The following is a 16,795-nucleotide window of genomic DNA, read 5'->3' as shown; positions in this document are numbered from 1 at the left end:
AGCGCGATCAGCCTACCGGCCGCCGCGCGCGCATCGCCTGGGCGAGCGTCCCCTCATCGAGATAATCGAGCTCGCCGCCGACTGGCAAGCCGTGGGCCAATTGCGTGAGCCGTACCGGAAATCGCTCGATCCGCTCGGCGATGTAGTGCGCCGTGGTCTGCCCTTCGAGCGTGGCGTTCATCGCCAGCACGACTTCGTCGATCCCGCCCGCTTCGACCCGCCCAACCAGCTTAGCGATCGCCAGATCCTCCGGCCGCACGCCGTCGAGCGCCGATAGCCGACCGCCCAGCACGTGATAGCGCCCGGGGAATAACCGCGAGCGTTCGAGCGCCCAGAGATCGGCGACTTCCTCGACCACGCACAAGGACCGCTGGTCGCGGCGCGGATCGGCGCACACCGCGCACGGATCGCTGGTATCGACATTGCCGCAGGTCGAGCAGGTGGCGAGCTTCTGGTCCACCGCCTCCAGCGCGGCGAGCAACGGCCCCAGCGCCGCCTCTCGCTTCTTGAGCAGATGGAGCACCGCGCGGCGCGCCGAACGGGGGCCGAGTCCGGGGAGCCGGGCCAGCGCCTGAGTCAGCGCTTCGATTTCCTGCGATGCCATGGGGAACAAATAGGGGGTTGCGTGCCCCCCTGCCAAGGGGCGAAAGGCCGACCCCATGCGGATCGTCTTCATGGGAACCCCCGATTTTGCCGTTCCGGTGCTCGATGCCCTGATCGACGCCGGTCACGACGTCGTGGCGGCGTACAGCCAGCCGCCGCGCGCGGGTGGGCGGCGGGGCAAGGCGCTGACCCCCTCGCCGGTCCAGGCGCGCGCCGAGACGCTGGGGATCGAGGTGCGCACGCCGCTGTCGTTTCGGAAGGAACCGGGTGCGACCGAGGCCTTCGCAGCACTGGCAGCCGATGTCGCGGTGGTGGCGGCTTATGGGCTGATCCTGCCGCAAGCGGTGCTAGACGCCCCGCGGCTCGGCTGTCTCAACGTCCACGGCTCGCTGCTGCCGCGCTGGCGTGGCGCCGCGCCGATCCAGCGCGCGATCCTGGCTGGGGATGTCGAAACCGGGGTCGGGATCATGCAGATGGAGGCCGGGCTCGATACCGGACCGGTGCTGCTCGAGGAGCGAACGCCGATCGATGGCAAGACGTCAGGCATCCTCTCGGCCGAACTGGCGGCGATAGGCGCACGGTTGATGGTGCGCGTGCTCGGCGACATCCCCGCCTTCCCGCCGCGTGCACAGCCGGAGGACGGCGTCACCTATGCGTCAAAGATCGACAAGGCTGAGGCGCGGATCGACTTCACCCATTCCGCCATCGACGTCGAACGCCAGATCCGCGCATTCAACCCAGCGCCGGGCGCCTATTTCGAACATGCCGGCGAGCGCATCAAGGTACTCAGCGCCGCCGTCATGGAGTTGTCCGGCGCGCCCGGTGACGTTCTCGACGGCCAGTTGACCATCGCCTGCGCCAAAGGCGCGATCCGTCCGCTCGCGGTGCAACGCGCGGGACGTGGCGTCATGACGTCAAACGAGCTTTTACGCGGCTTTTTCATCGACATAGGCACACGTTTGTGACGCGGTTCGCGTTGACAGTCGAATATGACGGACGCCCTTTCATGGGCTGGCAGCGACAGGATCACGGTCCCAGCGTGCAAGCCGCGATCGAGCGCGCCGCAAAGGAGATCGTGCAGGACGATGTCACCGTGCATGCCGCCGGGCGTACCGATGCTGGCGTCCACGCGCTGGGCATGCGCGCGCACCTTGACGTCATCCGAACGATCACCCCGTTCCGGTTGATGGAGGCGCTCAACGCACGGTTGCGGCCCGACCCAGTGGCGATCCTCGACTGCGAGGTCGTGCCCGACGACTGGCACGCCCGTTTCTCATGCCTCGCCCGGCATTACGAATATCGCGTCATCTGCCGCCGCGCGCCGCTGACCTGGGAAAAGGGGCTGGCGTGGCGGGTCCCGCAGGAGCTCGACGCCGACGCGATGCACGATGCCGCGCAAATACTGGTCGGGCGGCATGACTTCACCACCTTCCGATCGGCGCATTGCCAGTCGGACAGCCCGCTCAAGACGCTCGACCGCCTCGACGTCGTCCGCGACGGCGCGCGGATCAGTGTCTTCGCCTCGGCGTGGTCGTTCCTCCATCACCAGGTGCGGTCGATGGTCGGGTGTCTGGAACTGGTCGGCCAGGGCAAATGGTCGAAAGGCGATCTGAAGGCCGCGCTCGATGCCGCGGATCGCACCGCTCTCGGGTTCAATGCGCCGCCCGACGGTCTCTATTTCCTGCGCGCGGACTATCCGGAGGCCTGATCATTCAGCTCAACGCTTCCCCGGCGAAGGCCGGGGCCCAGTCGCGACGTGTCCTCGACGGCGGGATGCTCTCCATGGCGCGAAACTAAGCCCCGGCTTCCGCCGGGGAGGCGTAAATTTAAGACCGAAACTGGAGATCAGCGGCTGAACCGCGCCGCAAGCTCGACATGGGTCGACCAGCGGAATTGGCCGACCGGTTGTATCCAATCGAGGCGGTAGCCGCCTTCGCAAATGATATGAGCATCGCGCGCGAAGCTACTGGGATTACATGAAACATACGCGATGACCGGTGTCGCCGCTTGCGCCAGGCCAGCTGCTTGGTCGCGCGCTCCTGCGCGCGGCGGGTCGAGCACGACCGCACCGAAGCGGCCGAGTTCCTCGACGGTGAGCGGGCGGCGATAGAGATCGCGATGGTCGGCGAACACCTGTCGTCCCGCACGCCCGGCGGCTGCTTTCAACGACATTATGGCGTCACGCCCCGCTTCCGCCGCATAGACCCGCGCCGGGGCCAGCGAGAGCGCGAAGGTGCCGAGCCCGGCGAACAGGTCCGCGATCGTGCCGGCCTGCCCGACCGCTTCTCGCACCGCGGCGATCAGCGCCGCTTCGCCGTCGTGCGTCGCCTGGAGGAAGCTGCCCGGCGGGAACGGCACGGCGACTCCGCCTAAGGTGATGGTGACCGGGTCGGGCTCCCACCGCGTCTCGGGTCCCATGCCGTCGTCGGTCGCGAAGCGTGCAACGTCATGCTCCTGGCAAAAGGCGATGATCGCCTCTGCCGCTTCGAGCCCGTCGAAGCTCGCACCGATCAGCACTTCCACACCCTGATCGCATGACGTCATCTGAATGTCGGCCCGGCGGCGTTTCAGTCCCAGCCGCGCCAGCAGCTTGCGCAATGGTGCCACCAAGGCGAATAATTCCGGCGCAAGTATATGACATTCCTGAATATCGACGATCGCGTGACTACCAGCCTCGGCGAACCCCAATCTTATCCGCCCGCCTTTGGCCTCGGCGTGGAGCGAGGCCCGGCGCCGCGCCTTGGGCGGCGAGACGATCGGCGCGCGGATATCGGTTTCCAGCTCGTGCGCGGCGAGCGCACCCGCAATCCGGTCGGTGATGAACGCCGCATAGCTCGCATCGTCAAGGTGCTGGAGCTGGCACCCGCCACAGGTCGGGAAGTGACGGCAAGGCGGCGCCTGGTGATGCGGACCAGGCGTGATCGAGCCATCGGCGTTGAGCACATCGCCCGGCGCCGCCAGCGCGGCATGACGTCCATCCGCGGTGACGCCCTCGCCGCGCGCGGCGACGCGAATGATCGTGTCGATGGTCATCGCAGGCACTCCGCGATCGCGCGCGGCAAGCATGGGATCAGGTCGTCAGCAGCAAAAGCCGGACCGGCGAGCTGCCCGGCGCGGCCATGAAGCCAGACGGCCGCTTCAGCCGCCGCGAGTGGCGCCACGCCTCCGGCCAGTCGCGCACCGAGCAGGCCGGCGAGCACGTCGCCGGTGCCCGCCGTCGACAACCAGGGCGATCCGCCAGCATAGACCCGTATATCGCCCTGAGGCGTCGCAATGACCGTGTCCGCGCCCTTGTGCACGATGACCGCTCCGGCTTCAGCCGCGGCCGCGAGTGTGCGATCGATCTTGCTCCCCCTTCCCTCACCGAACATCCGGTCGAACTCGCCGCTATGCGGGGTCAGGCAGGTCGGTGCAGCGCGGCCGCTCAATCGGCCGACATCGCGCCCGATCAGGCTAAGCGCATCGCCGTCGAGCACCAGCGGACGCGCCGAGGCGATCGCCGCGTCCAGCTTCCCCCTCATGTCTTCTTCATGTCCCAGCCCTGGACCGATCACCACCGCCCCCGCGCGATCGTCGTCGAGCAGCTTGTCGAACTCGGTGATTGGTCGATGGACGACCGCATTCGGTCCCTGGCCGTCATCTTCGCCGACCCGCACGACATAGCCGGCGCCACCATGAAGCGCCGCGTTCGACGCGAGCCTCGCGGCACCGGGCATGTGCCCTTCCAGGATGACCACCAGGCCGCGAGTATATTTGTGGCTGCGCGGCCCGGGTTCGCTCAGTCGAGGCATCGCAACCGTCCGCCAGTGCGTAGCGGTCGGAATGCCGATATCGGCAAGCAGGAGATGGCCGCAGCGGCCAAGCCCTTCGCCGAGCAGATGTGACGGCTTGAGCGCGCCCAGCGCTAGCGTCACCGTCGCGCCGGCCGCCCCCAGATCGCGGCCATGATCGGTATCCATGCCCGAGGGCAGATCGATCGCGAGGGTAAACTGGGCCGCGGCTACCAACCGCTGCAATTGGCCGACGACATCTGGCGCCAGTGGACGAGTCAGGCCCGTTCCAAATAACCCGTCGACGACGATCGGTCGCGCCGGCGCATCGGCAAGGTCGACAACCTTACCGGCCCATTTGGCGCGCATCGTGGCGGCAGCGCCTTCCTTTGCCTCACCAAGCGCGGCAACCATGACGTCATGCCCGCCGTCGCGCAGCAGGCGGGCGGCGACCCAGGCATCGCCGCCATTATTGCCTGGCCCGGCAAGCACGAGCGCTGGCCGCCCCATCGCAAAGCGGGCCGCCTCGCGTGCGACGGCAGCCCCGGCGCACTCCATCAATTCGGATTGCGGCACCCCGCCAGCAAACACCGCTTCCTCCGCCGCGCGCATCGTGGCGGCGGTGACGATCGGTAAACCTTCAGTCGGAATCATTTGGCGCTATTAGCGTCCTTGCCCTTCATCGTCGCGGGCAAACGGAAGCGATCGCCGCCGATCGCCACTTCGATCTGATGATCGGCGACGATCGTGACCTTGGCCGCCTCGGCACCGTCGGCCGCGACCACACCGCGCCCGTCCTTCACCACCAACAGGCGACGGAACCCGCCGTCGGGCTTGTGGACGGTCAGGATCAGCCCCTCGGTCGATTGAACGCGATCGAGCGTGCATTGGCGCGAGAAAGCGGCATTGCCGGCAGGCGCGCAGACGATGCGACCATCGTCCTCGGCGTCCGAGCTCGCCTGGGCGAGCGCATTGTCGAATTCGCTATTGCCGTTGCCGGCCGACGATCGCGGGTCGGCCGAACAAGCAGTGACAACCAACCCAATCGCCAGAGCGCTAGATATCCGCATAGACATGAGTTTCGGCCGCCGCTCCAGGATGGGTAACGGCGCCCTTATAGGCAGGGCCGACATTCTGCGCATAGCGCCACAAAGCGCCCGACCCATAATCGGACACACGCGCTTTCCACGCCTTGCGCCGCTCAGCGAGCACATCCTCCGCGACATCGAGGTCGATCGTCCCCGCCTCGGCATCGATGCGGATCATATCGCCGTCCTCGACCAGCGCGATCGGGCCGCACTCGGCAGCCTCAGGCCCAACATGGCCGATGCAGAAACCGCGCGTCGCGCCCGAAAAGCGTCCGTCGGTGATCAGCGCGACCTTCTCGCCCATGCCCTGGCCGTATAAAGCAGCGGTCGTCGATAGCATCTCGCGCATGCCCGGACCGCCCTTGGGCCCTTCGTAGCGGATGACGACGACCTCGCCTTCGTTGATCCGGCGCGCCTCGACCGCGGCGAAACATTCTTCCTCGCAATCGAACACCCTCGCCGGCCCGGCGAATTGCAGATGATGGAGGCCGGCGACCTTCACGATCGCGCCGTCGGGCGCCAGCGAGCCGCGCAGGCCGACAACGCCGCCGGTCGGCGTGATCGGCGTCTTGGCGTCATAGATGACCTTTTGGTCGGGATTCCAGGTGACCTGGTCGATATTTTCGCCCAGCGTCTTGCCGGTCACCGTCAGGCAGTCGCCATGCAGGAAGCCTTCGGTCAGCAAGGTCTTCATCAGCATATAGACGCCGCCGGCATCGTACATGTCGCGCGCGACATATTGGCCGCCGGGCTGGAGGTCAGCGCAATAAGGCGTGGTCTTGAAGATCTCGGCGACGTCGAACAGGTCGAACTCGATCCCCGCCTCATGCGCCATCGCCGGCAGATGGAGCGCGCCGTTGGTCGATCCGCCCGTCGCCGCGACGATCCGCGCGGCATTCCCGAACGCCTGCCGGGTGCAGATGTCCCGCGGGCGGATATTCTTGGCCAGCAATTCCATCACCTGGGCACCCGCCGACACCGCGATCTGTTCGCGCGTGGTGTAAGGAGCCGGCACCATATTGCTGTTCGGCAAGGATAATCCGATCGCTTCGCCGACACAGGCCATGGTATTGGCGGTATATTGGCCGCCGCACGCGCCATGCCCCGGACAAGCAACGCGTTCGAGCTCGTGCACCTCCGACAGCGGGCAATTGCCGGCGGCATACCGGCCGACAACCTCGAACACGTCCTTCACCGTGACGTCACGGTCGTGGAAGCGGCCGGGCAGGATCGACCCGCCATAAACGAAGATCGACGGGATATTGAGGCGGAGCATCGCCATCATCATCCCGGGCAGCGACTTGTCGCATCCGGCGAAGCCGACCAGCGCGTCATAGCAATGGCCGCGCACCGACAGCTCGACCGAATCGGCGATGACCTCACGGCTGACCAAAGAGGCCTTCATCCCCTGATGCCCCATGGCGATGCCATCGGTAACGGTGATCGTGTTGAAGCGGCGCGGCATGCCACCGCCCTGCTCCACCCCGCGCCGCGCGGCGTCGGCCTGCGCGTCGAGCGTGGTGTTGCAGGGTGCCGAATCGTTGCCGGCAGAGGCGAGCGCGACGAATGGGCGCGCAATCTCCTCCTCGGTCAGGCCCATGGCATAATAATAGCTGCGGTGCGGGGCGCGCTCCGGGCCGACCGAGACATGGCGGCTGGGGAGTTTCGATTTATCGAATGTGTGGGTCATGGCGCGACCGCCTATGTCGCGGGAAGCCCCGTTTACGCAAGACTATTGCTGAAATTGGGTGAGTCGGGGAGCGGCCGAAGCCGCTCCCACGACCGATGACGTCCGGTTGTGGCCGGAGACCATGCGCGGGCGCGGCGTGGAGACGGACCTGCGTGGCGATCACTCAGCAAGTTGGGGGCCAGTTGAGGATTCCGGCGGAGGACGATGGTTAAGTGCCGGCGGGCGGTCCCGGACTGGCACGCCAATGTGTTACGCGAGTGTCGATTCGAGACACCACCAGTTGGGTTGGGCGGCGGTAATTGCGTGGCGCGCGGCGCTTCTCGCTTCGTCGCTGTCGAACAAAGCGAAGCAGGTGGCGCCTGATCCGGACATGCGGGCGAGCGTGACGCCGCTTTGGGCTGCGAGCAGGTCGATCACGGCTCCGATCGCAGGGGCAATCGCTCGCGCCGGAGCTTCGAGATCGTTGCGACCCTCGACGGCAACACCAACCCAATCCGTCATGCCGGGCTCGTCCCGGCATCCACCGTGCAGCACAGCCTCGGCGCCGAGGGTTGGTGGCACAGTGGACCCCGGCACAAGGCCGGGGTGACGGGGGAGTAGAGGCCCACGGTCAATGCCATCCCAACCTCGGAAGACGGCGGCAGTCGAAACCGCTACTCCGGGGTTCACCAATAGAACCGCGATGCCGCTAAGCCCATTGACCGGTTGGAGTTTTTCGCCTCTTCCTTCACCCGCCGCGCTCTTCCCGAGCAGGCATGCGGGAACGTCCGATCCCAGTTCCAGCGCGACCTCTGCCAGTGCGGTCGGATCAATCCCCTTCAACCGCGCCAGCGCGCGCAACATGGCGGCAGCATCGGCCGACCCGCCCCCGATGCCCGATGCGACCGGCAAATGCTTGTCGAGCGTGATCGCGAGCGGGGGCAGCAGCCCGTACGCCCTGGCAAACGCATCGCGCGCCGCCAGGACGAGATTGTTGCCCTCACCCCTCAGCGTGCCCGCGAACGGACCGGTCAGCGTAAAATGATCCCGATCGCTCTCCTCGACCGATACGGAGTCGCCATCGCGCAGGAACACGAACAATGTCTCGATCTCGTGATAGCCGTCCGCTCGCCGCGCGCGAACATGGAGGGCCAAATTGATCTTGGCCGGCGCCGCCTCGACGATGATCACGAACGCGTCGCGGCCGGGCCGTTGAGGATCTTGGCGTCGAGCCGCGTCGTCGCGCCGGGAGTCGCCACCACGCGCGCCGCTTTCCAGGCGTACCGCGCCTCATACCGGCGTCCGACCGCCCAATAGACGTCACCCAGGTGCTCGGCGATCTCGGCATCGGCGGGGGCCGCGGCACCGGCCGATTCGAGCAGGGGCAGCGCGCGGTCGGGCTCACCCCGCCGAAAATAGGCCCAGCCAAGCGAATCGGCGATAGCGGGCTGGTTCGGCGCCAGGGCATTGGCCTTTTCGAGCATCGCCAGCGCGCGGGTCGCGTCGCCGCCATGCTCGATCAGCGAATAGCCGTAATAATTGAGCGCGACCGCATGATCGGGCCCCAATGCCACCGCCCGTTCGAGCGCGGCTCGTGCCAGTTCCCAACGGCCAGCCTTGTCATACGCCGAGCCAATCTGCAGCCAGACCGACCAGCCGGCATCGTCGCCCAGCCGGTCGCGCGCCTTCTCATACGCCACGGCGGCCTCGAGCGGACGGTTCGCAATCAGCAGCATGTTGCCGTAATGCTCGGCGCTGTCGGCATCGCCGTCGGGCGCCTCGGCTAGCGCCTTGGCCGTGGCGATCGCCCCGGGCATATCGCCCTTGGCGCGCAGCACCTCGACACGGATAGACTGGGCGAGCACGTGAAAGGCCGTGTTCGGCGCGATCTCGCCCAATACGGTCAGCGCACGCTCATGTGCACCCTGCCGCTCTAGCGCCGCAGCGAGCAACAGGCGGGCGCGGCCGTCATCGGGATCGAGGATCAGCGCCGAGCGCGCCAGTGTGATCGCGATCGGGGTCGTGCCGGGATCGGTCAGATCGGCGGCAAGGCGCGTGTAGAGCCGTGCGATACCGATCATCGGCGTCGCCTTGACCGCACGAAGGTGACTCCGCACCGTCGCCACTTCGGGATCGGGGCCGCTGAGCAGGTCGGCTGCGATAGCGTCATTGCCTTGCCCCATCAGCAATTCCGCCGCCGAATAGCGCAAGTCGAGACCGCCGCTGCTGCCGCGCAACTCCGCCGACAGCCCTTTTGCGGCACCCGGAATATCGTTCCGCGCGATCAGGATCAACGCGCGCTGTTCGAGCAGGATATGGCGGATCGCGCCGGTGCGCTCGGTCGCCGCCAGCCCTGCGGTGGGATCACTGCCGCGGCCGAATTCCTGCCAGGCCCGCACCGCGGGCACAAAGAAATCGAACGGCGTCTTGTCGAGCGATGTCAATGCCTTGTCGACGGCCGAGGGGCTACCGCTCTTCAGCGCGTCGGCGAGGAGCAGTAGCTTGGCATCGTTCGGCGCGTCGGCACCCAAAGCTGTCACCGCACGACGCGCGAGCGCCAGGTCGCCCGCCGCCATCGCCTGGCGGAAAGCGCGGTTGGCGACGGTCGGATCGCCGGGAGCATTGGTCAGCGCGATGCCATATTGCTGCGCCGCCACGCCGACATTGCCGTTCGCCGCCGCGATCCGCGCACGGCCGAACGCGCCATAATCGTCGGCCTGCGCGCTCGCCGGCGCGAACGCTGACGTCAGTGCGGCGCAGGCGACAAAAGCGGGCTTACATATTGGGATAGTTCGGTCCTCCGCCGCCCTCCGGCACGACCCAGACGATATTCTGGGTCGGGTCCTTGATGTCGCACGTCTTGCAGTGGACGCAATTCTGCGCGTTGATCACGAAGCGCGGATTGCCTTCCTCCTGGCCGACGATCTCGTAAACGCCTGCTGGGCAATAACGCTGCGCCGGCTCGTCAAACATCGGCAAATCATACTCAACCGGGATGTCCGGATCCTTGAGCGTCAGATGGACCGGCTGATCCTCCTCATGATTGGTGTTTGACAGGAACACGGAGGACAGGCGGTCGAAGGTCAGCACGCCGTCGGGCTTGGGATAGTCGATCGGCGTGACCAGATCCTTGCGCCACAAAGTCGTATGATCGGGGTGGTGCTTCATCGTGAACGGCATTTTGATGCCGAAGCTCTCGACCCACATGTTGATGCCCGCCAGGATCGTGCCGATGAAATCGCCATGCTTCTCCACCAGCGGAAGCACGTTGCGGACGACCGACAACTCCTTCTTCACCCAGCTCTTGTCATAGGCCTGCGGGTAGGCGGCCAGCTCGTCGCCCTCGCGCCCTGCCTGGACCGCATCGAACGCCGCTTCGGCCGCCATCATCGCCGACTTCATCGCGGTATGCGTGCCCTTGATCCGCGGCACGTTGAGGAAGCCGGCGCTGTCGCCGATCAGCGCGGCGCCCGGCATCACCAGCTTGGGCACGGATTGATAGCCACCATCCGAGATCGCGCGCGCGCCGTAGGAGACGCGCTTGGCGCCCTTCAGGATCTCGGCGATCGCCGGATGCGTCTTCCAGCGCTGCATTTCCTGGAACGGCGAGACATAGGGATTGGAATAATTGAGCCAGGTCACGAACCCCAGCGCGACCTGCCCGTTCGCCTGATGGTAGAGGAAGCCGCCGCCATTGGTGCCGCTTTCGCTTAGCGGCCAACCTTGGGTGTGAATGACGCGGCCGGGCTCATGCAGTTCAGGATCTATGTCCCACAATTCCTTGATGCCGAGGCCATAGACCTGCGGCTCGCAATCGGCGCGCAAATCGAAACGGTCGACCAATTGACGGGTCAGATGCCCACGCGCACCTTCAGAGAGGAACGTGTATTTGGCGTGCAGTTCGAGGCCCGGTTGGTAATCGGGCTTGTGCGAACCGTCGCGTGCGACGCCCATATCGCCGGTGGCGACCCCTTTCACCGTGCCGTCGTCGCTGTAGAGGATCTCGGCGGCGGCGAAGCCGGGGAAGATTTCGACGCCGAGCTCCTCGGCCTGCCCCGCCAGCCAGCGGCAGAGATTGCCCAGACTGCCGGTATAGGTGCCCTTGTTGTGCATGAAGCCGGGCGTGAACAGATGCGGCATCCCGAACCGCTTCTTCTTGGTCAGCACCCAATGCTGGTTATCCGTGACCGGCGTCTCGGCCATCGGGCATCCCTTGTCGCGCCAATCGGGGATCAGTTCGTCGAGGCTGCGCGGGTCGACCACCGCGCCCGACAGGATGTGCGCACCCACCTCGGAGCCCTTTTCGAGCACGCAGACCGAAATCTCTGCACCCTTTTCGGCCGCGAGCTGCTTCAGGCGGATCGCCGCCGACAGGCCCGCCGGCCCAGCGCCGACGATCACCACGTCGTACGGCATCGACTCGCGTTCGCTCATCCCTTTTCCTCCCGTTGGGACCCTCTGGAGACCAGTCATCGTACGACGACAACGGTCTGTCGGCGAATGCGGTGCCAACGAATTGACCCCGCGGTCAAGGTGGGACTCTATGCCGACAGCTATGGGGGCTGACCAGAATCACGATTGGCGGGCAAGTATCGCCAGTGCGCTCGAATGGTGGCGCGACGCGGGAGTCGATTGCGAGATCGACGATTTGCCACGCGACTGGCTTGCGCGTGCCGCGGTTCCACCCGTCGTCGAGCGGCTGCCGGGCCAAGTGGCGGAAACCGCCGTCGCAGCGCCGACGCTGCCGGCGACGTTGGACGAATTCACCGCGTGGCGGATTGGCGCAGCTGCTCCCGAGGCGGGCTGGCCGGGCCAGGCGCTTGGCACGCAAGGCGATGTAGCGAGCGGGCTGATGATCGTCGTCGACATGCCCGATCGCGAGGATGACGCTGCCGGTTTATTGCTGTCGGGCAATGCCGGTGCGCTGTTCGACCGCATGCTCGCGGCGATCGGCCGCGACCGTCAGTCAATCTATCTCGCGGCGCTGTCGGTAAAGCGCCCACCGGCTGGCCGTGTGAGCGAAGAAGCCGGGCAAAAGCTCGAGGCCCTGATCCGCCATCATCTCTCGCTCGCGCGTCCGAAACGCGTCCTCGCGCTAGGTAATGCGGCGAGCCGTGCCATCACGGGGTTGGACGTCGCCAATGCACGTGCAAGTTTACGCAAGGTTAACCATGACGGGGGGACAAGTGAGGTTGTGGCCAGCTTTCATCCTCGCTTCCTGTTGGAGAAGCCTGTCGCCAAAGCCGATGCCTGGAAGGACCTCAGATTGTTGATGGGGGGATTTGAGTGAAAGTCGTGCGTTTTCTCGTCGCTTCGGCGCTGGTGTTCGCACCTGCGCTGCCCGCTTTTGCCGCCGGCGAGCCACCTGCATCCACGACGATGGCGCGCGGGATTCCCACCCAACTCGATTCCGATCAGCGCACCGGATACGCTGCGGTGTTCAAGGCTATCCACGAAAAGCGCTGGAACGATGCCCAGTTACAGCTGACCGCGATGAAGCCAGGTCCACTCCATTCGATCGCGCTTGCCGAACTCTATACCGCCAAGGGCTCGCCCAAGGCCGAGAACGATCCGCTGCTTGCCGTGGTCACCGCGGCGCCCGAACTGCCGGAGGCGCTTAGCATCGCCCGCATCCTCGCCGCGCGCGGCGTGGTCGCGCCGACGCTTCCCTATCAGCAGCGCCTGATATGGGCCAATGGCGCCTCGACCCGAGGTCGCGCCAAGGCGACCAAATACGACCTCGCCGCGGCCGAACTCGCGCTCAAGATGCAGCCGCTGATCAAGAGCGATGACGGCGCCGGGGCGCAGGCATTGCTCGAATCGGCGACCGGCCTCACGCCCGATGCCCAGATAGAGTGGCAGCAACGCGTCGCCTGGATCTATTATCTTCAGGGCGACGACACCAATGCCCGGATGATGGCGGCCAAGGCTCGCGTTGGCGTCGGCGACTGGGCAGTCCAGGGCGAATGGGTCGGCGGACTCGCCGCCTGGCGCCAAGGCGACTGCACCGAGGCGGCGCGCGCCTTCGTCAACGTTGCGGCGCGGGCGAGCGATGTCGAATTGCGGGCTGCCGGGCTCTATTGGGCGGCACGCGCCGACATGAAGTGCGGCCGGCCGCAATTGGTCGAGGCACGGCTCAAGAACGCCGCTCAGCTCGACGAGACCTTTTACGGCATGCTCGCGCGCCAGCAGCTGGGCATCAAGGAAAAGCCCCCGGTCCCGGACGAGCTGATGCTCGCCGATTGGGCCAAATTGCAGAACCGCCCCAATGTCCGCGTCGCCGCCGCTTTGGTCGAGATCGGCGAAACCGGTCTGGCCGACGACGTTCTCAAGCAGCAGGCGAAGATCGGTCCCAAGGACGAATATGCCTCGCTGGTGCGCCTGACCGAGACGCTCAATCTGCCCGAGACGGTGATGTGGCTGGGCAATAACTGCCCCGAGGGAACCAAGGCGCCGACCATCGCGCGCTTCCCCGCGCCGAAATGGGCGCCGGCCGGCGGTTGGACGGTCGACAAGGCGCTGGTTTACGCCCATGCGCTCCAGGAATCACGCTTCCGCAAGGACGTGATCAGCCCGGCAGGCGCCTATGGCCTGATGCAGATCATGCCCGCTGCCGCGGTCGACTATGCCCGCGAACGCGGCATCACCGTCGATCGCGGCGCACTGTCGCTGCCGTCGGTCAACATGGCGGTCGGCCAGCGCACGCTCGAGCGGTTGCGCGACCAGAGCTTCACCGGCGGCTATCTGCCCAAGGTGATCGCCGCTTATAATGCCGGGCCGGTACCGGTCATGGAATGGAACGGCATCGTCAAGGATGGCGGCGATCCGCTGCTCTACATCGAATCGATTCCGTATTGGGAAACGCGCGGTTACGTGACCACGGTGCTGCGCAATTACTGGATGTACGAGGGCAAGGACGGCCGGCTGAAATCGCCGAGCCGCGAGGCACTGGCGCAGGGCATGTGGCCGAAATTCCCGGGCTTGCCTGGGCCGAACGCGGTCAGGCTGACGTCGAGCCGGTAACTATCCGGTCGCCCTGAGCGATTTCGAACCGCGGTAAGCCCCAATCTGCTTCGACAGGCTCAATACGGACGACTAAGGTGGGGCATGCCCATCGATGAAAGCCGAAAGTTCGTACCCGTCAGGATCGCGGTGCTAACCGTTTCCGATACGCGCGGACCTACTGAAGACAAATCGGGCGACACGCTGGTCGAGCGGCTGACGAGCGCCGATCACGTTCTCGCCGCCCGCACGATCGAGCGCGACGATCTCGATTCGATTATTGAGCGCCTCGCTCAGTGGATCCAGGATCCCGAAATCGACGTCATCCTCACCACCGGCGGTACCGGTGTGACCGGGCGAGACGTCACGCCCGAGGCGGTCGAGGCGGTCGCCGAGAAGATGATCCCTGGTTTTGGCGAGCTGTTCCGCTGGCTGAGCTATCAGACGATCGGCACCTCGACGATCCAATCGCGCGCCTGCGCCTGCGTCGCCGGCGGGACTTACATCTTCGCCCTCCCCGGCTCGACCGGCGCAGTCAGGGACGCCTGGGACTTGATCCTCAGGGACCAGCTCGACAGCCGCTTCCGCCCCTGCAACTTCGTCGAACTGATGCCGCGGTTGCTGGAGCGATAGCTATTTCGCCGCGGTCGGTGCCGCCGCCTTGCGCCGCTCGTCGACGAACTTGACCAACTCGCCATCGGTCGAGCCGTACCAGGCGACATAATCCTTGAAATTATCGTAGGTCATTTTGCCGACGGTGGAGATGTAGGCATATTCGGACAGATCGCCGTCCGAATCAATCGCGACCTTCAGGAAACGGTGATTGGCGTTCCAATCATTCGCCATTTCGGCGGAGAAGAACGGTTCCTTTTTGAACCAGCTGTAGAAATCGAACGAGTCGCAGCCAACCTTGTTCTTGCAACCGTAGAACAGGATCTGAAAATCGTTTCCGCCCGTTGCACTCTGGATATAGGGGTCGCCGTCTTTGCCGGTCTTGATCTCCGCTTTGTAACCCGCCTCGCGCAGCAGCGCAGCGACTCCGTCGACGCTGCTCACGTCGATAATCCGATCCGCAGCCAAGGCCGGCGCGGAAACGGCCATCGCCACCGCGACAGCCAAAATCTTGCCCCACATATGTCTGTCCCCTGATTGCGTGCGACGATCCTAAAGCCCGCCTGAGCGGCCGCAAGGCCGTTCAGTGCGACTCCACCTGCATCGCCGCCAGCTCATTGCCATTCGGATCGCGGAAATGGAACCGGCGGCCGCCCGGAAAGGCGAAGATCGGCTGGGTGATCGTTCCGCCCGCTGCCTTCACCGCGCCCTCGGTCGCTTCGAGATCGTCGACCTGGATCACTGCCAGTGGCGCTGCGGTCCAGTCGGCGCGGTTGCCTTGCAGCCCGAGATCGGTCCCGCCGCTCATCGTCGCCGCATAGGTCGGACCGAAATCGGTGAAATCCCAGCCGAACGCAGCCGCGAAGAACGCCTTGGTGTTCGCGACGTCCTGGACCGGCAGTTCGACATAATTGAGTTTCGCCATCTCATCTCTCCATCGTTCTTGATATGTTCTATAGTGCGGCGTAGATTGCGGCAATGGCAAAAGCTCGTCCGGTCCGCGGCGCGACGGTCAATCGCGAAAGTAGCCGCTTCAGTCTGCCCGAGCGGCTCGCCGATGGCGATTGGCTCGATGCGCTGGAGGATGTGGACGGCGCCCTTCCCCCGCTCAGGACGAGCGTCACGGTCGAGACCCCGCGCGCGATCATCACGCGCAACCAGTCGCCCGACATCGGGTTCGACCGATCGATCAACCCGTATCGCGGCTGCGAGCATGGCTGCATCTATTGTTTCGCGCGGCCGACGCACGCCTATCTGGATCTGTCGCCGGGGCTCGACTTCGAATCGAAGCTGTTCGCCAAGCCCAGCGCGGGCGAGCTGCTCCGCGCCGAATTGATGAAGCCGGGTTATAGCTGCCGGCCGATCGCGTTCGGGACCAACACCGACCCTTATCAACCAATCGAGGCGGAGTGGAAGATCACGCGCGGCTGTATCGAGGTACTGGCGGAAACCGATCATCCGCTGACCATCACCACCAAGTCCGACCGCGTGGTGCGCGACATCGACCTGCTCGCGCCGATGGCGGCCAAGGGGCTGGCGGCGGTCGCGCTGTCGGTGACGTCGCTCGACGCCAAGGTCGCGCGCACGGTCGAGCCGCGCGCGCCGCACCCCGAACGCCGGCTGACTGCGGTGCGGCGGCTGGCCGATGCCGGCATCCCCACCGTTGTATCGATCGCCCCCGTCATCCCGGCGATCACCGATCACGAGATCGAACATATCGTGGAGCGCGCGGCGGAAAGCGGAGCGCGGACGATCACTTATCTGCCCGTCCGCCTGCCCCACGAAGTGGCACCGCTGTTCCGCGCCTGGCTCGACACGCATTTCCCCGATCGCGCGGGCAAGGTGATGGCGATCATCAACTCGTTGCGCGACGGCCGCGACAACGACCCGAATTTCTTCACCCGCATGCGCGGCTCAGGCCCCTGGGCCGATCTGCTCCGCACACGCTTTCAGATCGCGATGAAGAAGCACGGGCTCAACCGCGAGTGGCTCAGGGTGCGCAGCGACCTGTTCCACCCGCCGCGCGGACCGCAGGGCGAGCTGTTCTGATC

At 65.8% G+C, this 16,795-nt stretch carries 16 protein-coding genes; 6 read left to right on the top strand and 10 right to left on the bottom strand.

The window, feature by feature from the left end; genetic code table 11:
- Positions 1 to 7 precede the first annotated feature (7 nt).
- Entirely contained in the window at positions 8 to 604 is a 597-nt protein-coding gene (gene recR / locus SAS01S_RS07065) for a recombination mediator RecR (protein WP_066806585.1), read from the bottom strand.
- Between the two features lie 55 nt (positions 605 to 659).
- Here recR and fmt point away from each other — a divergent pair, with 55 nt between their 5' ends.
- Together fmt and truA are read left to right on the top strand one after the other, a co-directional pair.
- Complete coding sequence (fmt, locus tag SAS01S_RS07060; RefSeq protein WP_066806584.1) at positions 660 to 1,568, top strand: methionyl-tRNA formyltransferase; 909 nt, start codon at positions 660 to 662, stop codon at positions 1,566 to 1,568.
- The gene (gene truA / locus SAS01S_RS07055; RefSeq protein ID WP_066806582.1) at positions 1,565 to 2,311 is read left to right on the top strand and encodes a tRNA pseudouridine(38-40) synthase TruA; all 747 of its coding nucleotides are present in this window, start codon (positions 1,565 to 1,567) and stop codon (positions 2,309 to 2,311) included. Before fmt ends, truA begins: the two co-directional genes overlap by 4 nt.
- Positions 2,312 to 2,448: 137 nt before the next feature.
- Here truA and SAS01S_RS07050 read toward each other — a convergent pair whose 3' ends face one another.
- From SAS01S_RS07050 to SAS01S_RS07020, 7 genes are all read right to left on the bottom strand, one after another.
- Complete coding sequence (locus SAS01S_RS07050; RefSeq protein WP_066806651.1) at positions 2,449 to 3,636, bottom strand: class I SAM-dependent RNA methyltransferase; 1,188 nt, start codon at positions 3,634 to 3,636, stop codon at positions 2,449 to 2,451.
- Complete coding sequence (locus SAS01S_RS07045; RefSeq protein ID WP_066806580.1) at positions 3,633 to 5,027, bottom strand: NAD(P)H-hydrate dehydratase; 1,395 nt, start codon at positions 5,025 to 5,027, stop codon at positions 3,633 to 3,635. Before SAS01S_RS07045 ends, SAS01S_RS07050 begins: the two co-directional genes overlap by 4 nt.
- The gene (locus SAS01S_RS07040) at positions 5,024 to 5,413 is read right to left on the bottom strand and encodes a hypothetical protein (RefSeq protein WP_245656775.1); all 390 of its coding nucleotides are present in this window, start codon (positions 5,411 to 5,413) and stop codon (positions 5,024 to 5,026) included. Before SAS01S_RS07040 ends, SAS01S_RS07045 begins: the two co-directional genes overlap by 4 nt.
- A gap of 16 nt (positions 5,414 to 5,429) precedes the next feature.
- On the bottom strand, positions 5,430 to 7,151 hold the full coding sequence (ilvD, locus tag SAS01S_RS07035; RefSeq protein ID WP_066806577.1) for a dihydroxy-acid dehydratase: 1,722 nt from the start codon (positions 7,149 to 7,151) through the stop codon (positions 5,430 to 5,432).
- A gap of 249 nt (positions 7,152 to 7,400) precedes the next feature.
- Complete coding sequence (locus SAS01S_RS07030; RefSeq protein ID WP_066806647.1) at positions 7,401 to 8,318, bottom strand: 4-(cytidine 5'-diphospho)-2-C-methyl-D-erythritol kinase; 918 nt, start codon at positions 8,316 to 8,318, stop codon at positions 7,401 to 7,403.
- Entirely contained in the window at positions 8,318 to 9,787 is a 1,470-nt protein-coding gene (locus tag SAS01S_RS07025; protein ID WP_066806576.1) for a tetratricopeptide repeat protein, read from the bottom strand. The genes SAS01S_RS07030 and SAS01S_RS07025 overlap by 1 nt, the downstream gene beginning before the upstream one ends.
- A 118-nt stretch (positions 9,788 to 9,905) precedes the next feature.
- Positions 9,906 to 11,564 (bottom strand): electron transfer flavoprotein-ubiquinone oxidoreductase, encoded by a 1,659-nt coding sequence (locus tag SAS01S_RS07020; protein ID WP_066806574.1) that lies wholly within the window; start codon positions 11,562 to 11,564, stop codon positions 9,906 to 9,908.
- Between the two features lie 109 nt (positions 11,565 to 11,673).
- Here SAS01S_RS07020 and SAS01S_RS07015 point away from each other — a divergent pair, with 109 nt between their 5' ends.
- The 3 genes from SAS01S_RS07015 to moaB all read left to right on the top strand — a co-directional run bounded on the left by SAS01S_RS07015 (position 11,674) and on the right by moaB (position 14,765).
- On the top strand, positions 11,674 to 12,420 hold the full coding sequence (locus tag SAS01S_RS07015; RefSeq protein WP_245656774.1) for a uracil-DNA glycosylase: 747 nt from the start codon (positions 11,674 to 11,676) through the stop codon (positions 12,418 to 12,420).
- Positions 12,417 to 14,153 (top strand): lytic transglycosylase domain-containing protein, encoded by a 1,737-nt coding sequence (locus SAS01S_RS07010; RefSeq protein WP_066806572.1) that lies wholly within the window; start codon positions 12,417 to 12,419, stop codon positions 14,151 to 14,153. The genes SAS01S_RS07015 and SAS01S_RS07010 overlap by 4 nt, the downstream gene beginning before the upstream one ends.
- A gap of 84 nt (positions 14,154 to 14,237) precedes the next feature.
- Entirely contained in the window at positions 14,238 to 14,765 is a 528-nt protein-coding gene (gene moaB / locus SAS01S_RS07005) for a molybdenum cofactor biosynthesis protein B (RefSeq protein WP_066806570.1), read from the top strand.
- Here moaB and SAS01S_RS07000 read toward each other — a convergent pair whose 3' ends face one another.
- On the bottom strand, positions 14,766 to 15,266 hold the full coding sequence (locus tag SAS01S_RS07000; protein WP_066806568.1) for a YbjN domain-containing protein: 501 nt from the start codon (positions 15,264 to 15,266) through the stop codon (positions 14,766 to 14,768). It abuts the gene before it with no gap.
- Positions 15,267 to 15,327: 61 nt separating this feature from the next.
- Positions 15,328 to 15,669, bottom strand: coding sequence for a VOC family protein (locus tag SAS01S_RS06995; RefSeq protein WP_066806566.1), 342 nt, complete (start codon positions 15,667 to 15,669; stop codon positions 15,328 to 15,330).
- Positions 15,670 to 15,722: 53 nt separating this feature from the next.
- On the opposite strand from SAS01S_RS06995, the gene SAS01S_RS06990 reads away from it, so the two are divergent.
- On the top strand, positions 15,723 to 16,793 hold the full coding sequence (locus SAS01S_RS06990; RefSeq protein ID WP_066806564.1) for a PA0069 family radical SAM protein: 1,071 nt from the start codon (positions 15,723 to 15,725) through the stop codon (positions 16,791 to 16,793).
- The last annotated feature ends 2 nt before the right edge of the window (positions 16,794 to 16,795 follow it).

This window comes from Sphingomonas asaccharolytica NBRC 15499 (assembly GCF_001598355.1).
Lineage (GTDB): Bacteria > Pseudomonadota > Alphaproteobacteria > Sphingomonadales > Sphingomonadaceae > Sphingomonas > Sphingomonas asaccharolytica.
Note: the sequence above shows the minus strand (reverse complement) of the source record. Positions and strands in the feature narration are given on the sequence as shown.

What these genes read in the sequence shown, in the direction of transcription:
- ilvD (WP_066806577.1), bottom strand. Translation starts at nt 7,151, where the DNA reads ATGACCCACACATTCGATAAATCGAAACTCCCCAGCCGCCATGTCTCG.
- SAS01S_RS07050 (WP_066806651.1), bottom strand. Translation starts at nt 3,636, where the DNA reads ATGACCATCGACACGATCATTCGCGTCGCCGCGCGCGGCGAGGGCGTC.
- SAS01S_RS07020 (WP_066806574.1), bottom strand. Translation starts at nt 11,564, where the DNA reads ATGAGCGAACGCGAGTCGATGCCGTACGACGTGGTGATCGTCGGCGCT.
- SAS01S_RS07000 (WP_066806568.1), bottom strand. Translation starts at nt 15,266, where the DNA reads ATGTGGGGCAAGATTTTGGCTGTCGCGGTGGCGATGGCCGTTTCCGCG.
- SAS01S_RS07045 (WP_066806580.1), bottom strand. Translation starts at nt 5,027, where the DNA reads ATGATTCCGACTGAAGGTTTACCGATCGTCACCGCCGCCACGATGCGC.
- SAS01S_RS07015 (WP_245656774.1), top strand. Translation starts at nt 11,674, where the DNA reads ATGCCGACAGCTATGGGGGCTGACCAGAATCACGATTGGCGGGCAAGT.
- SAS01S_RS06990 (WP_066806564.1), top strand. Translation starts at nt 15,723, where the DNA reads ATGGCAAAAGCTCGTCCGGTCCGCGGCGCGACGGTCAATCGCGAAAGT.
- SAS01S_RS06995 (WP_066806566.1), bottom strand. Translation starts at nt 15,669, where the DNA reads ATGGCGAAACTCAATTATGTCGAACTGCCGGTCCAGGACGTCGCGAAC.
- fmt (WP_066806584.1), top strand. Translation starts at nt 660, where the DNA reads ATGCGGATCGTCTTCATGGGAACCCCCGATTTTGCCGTTCCGGTGCTC.
- recR (WP_066806585.1), bottom strand. Translation starts at nt 604, where the DNA reads ATGGCATCGCAGGAAATCGAAGCGCTGACTCAGGCGCTGGCCCGGCTC.
- moaB (WP_066806570.1), top strand. Translation starts at nt 14,238, where the DNA reads ATGCCCATCGATGAAAGCCGAAAGTTCGTACCCGTCAGGATCGCGGTG.